This window comes from Ruegeria sp. AL12, assembly GCF_056540885.1.
This window is the reverse complement of sequence record NZ_JBQFXN010000049.1, coordinates 1-1,319: the sequence shown is the minus strand read 5'-3', so window position 1 is coordinate 1,319 and position 1,319 is coordinate 1. Positions and strand designations below refer to the sequence as shown.

General features: G+C 56.6%; 2 protein-coding genes. Both read right to left on the bottom strand.

The annotated features are described in order from the left end of the window. Positions 1–97: 97 nt before the first annotated feature. The gene (locus tag ACR0C6_RS21240) at positions 98–394 is read right to left on the bottom strand and encodes a hypothetical protein (RefSeq protein WP_480621081.1); all 297 of its coding nucleotides are present in this window, start codon (positions 392–394) and stop codon (positions 98–100) included. A gap of 27 nt (positions 395–421) precedes the next feature. Further along, positions 422–1,179 (bottom strand): IS5 family transposase gene (locus tag ACR0C6_RS21235; RefSeq protein ID WP_480621080.1). Its coding sequence is split into 2 segments (ribosomal slippage): positions 422–855 and positions 855–1,179, totalling 759 coding nucleotides; the frame shifts between segments, so codons are not numbered across the junction. Between the last annotated feature and the right edge of the window lie 140 nt (positions 1,180–1,319).

The following is a 1,319-nucleotide window of genomic DNA, read 5'->3' as shown; positions in this document are numbered from 1 at the left end:
CTGACCAAAATTCTTCGAGTCTGGCGTGCTCGCTCCCACCGGTGTATTTCCAGCGCGCGATGAACTCGTCGATCTGTGGGGCTTTGCTCACGCGAAGTTAGTTGCTCGAAACGGGAATGCGCTCAGTTAGAAATTGTTCGAAGGTGGCGCTTTCGATCGCATATGCGCTGGTGTCGCGCTTCCGGGTAATAACCTTTTCGATCAAGGCACACAGGCCAAGAACTACCACGCCCGGGAAGAACCAAAGCCCCGTCGCCAATGGCATTTGCTCACTGTGGAGCAAAGTTTGGAGAAGAGGCCAAATCAAGAACGGCATTGCAGCCAAGGCTGACCACTTGACTCGTTTCATCTTTTCCTCGGCTTCCGCAGCCAACCGGGCATGATTCTCGACCAATTCGCGCTCCCATGCTAGGGTCAGGATTCATAACCAATAGATGACGAGAGCGGCGAGCGCGATGGCCGAGAGGAACACCTTTGGGGATCGGTCATAGCGTGTTGCCACGCGCCGCCAGTCCTTGAGCCTACCGAACATGATCTCGATGCGGTTGCGCCGTTTGTATCGCCGCTTGTCGTATTTGACTGGAGCCTTGCGCTTCTTCCGGCCAGGGATGCAGGCGCGTATCCCTTTGTCTTTTAACGCATCCCTGAACCAGTCGGCGTCATAGCCGCGGTCTCCGAGTAGCCAGTCGACTTTTGGCAGACTGCTGAGTAACGCCCGTGCGCCGGTGTAATCGCTGACCTGCCCGGCAGTGACGAATAGATTAAGCGGCCGCCCCTGGCTGTCGCAGATGGCGTGCAGCTTCGTGTTCATGCCACCCTTGGTCCGACCAATCAGGCGTCCACGCCCCCCTTTTTCGCGGCCATGCTGGTCGCGGTGCGGTGGGCCTTTAGATACGTCGCGTCGATCATCACGGTCTTTTGCTCGCCATGTTCGGCAGCCAGGCCGACCATCATCCGCGCGAAGATGCCTTTCTCGCTCCATCGTTTCCACCGGCTGTACAGCGTCTTATGCGGTCCGTATTCCCTGGGAGCGTCGCGCCAGCGCAACCCGTTGCGATTGATGAAGATAATCCCGCTCAGCACTCTCTTGTCATCGACCCGTGGCTTGCCGTGCGACTTCGGGAAGAAAGGGGAAAGCCTGGCCATCTGCTCGTCGGTCAGCCAGTAAAGGTCGCTCATATCACCACTCCATTTTTGAAGCCGTGAAACACGCAGCGCGTTGAAAATCAATGCGTCCTGACCCTAACGCGGTTGCCAAAGTTACACTCTGGAATTCCTTTTGTAACCAAGCTCAAATACCATGAGCGTTTCTTGCAACC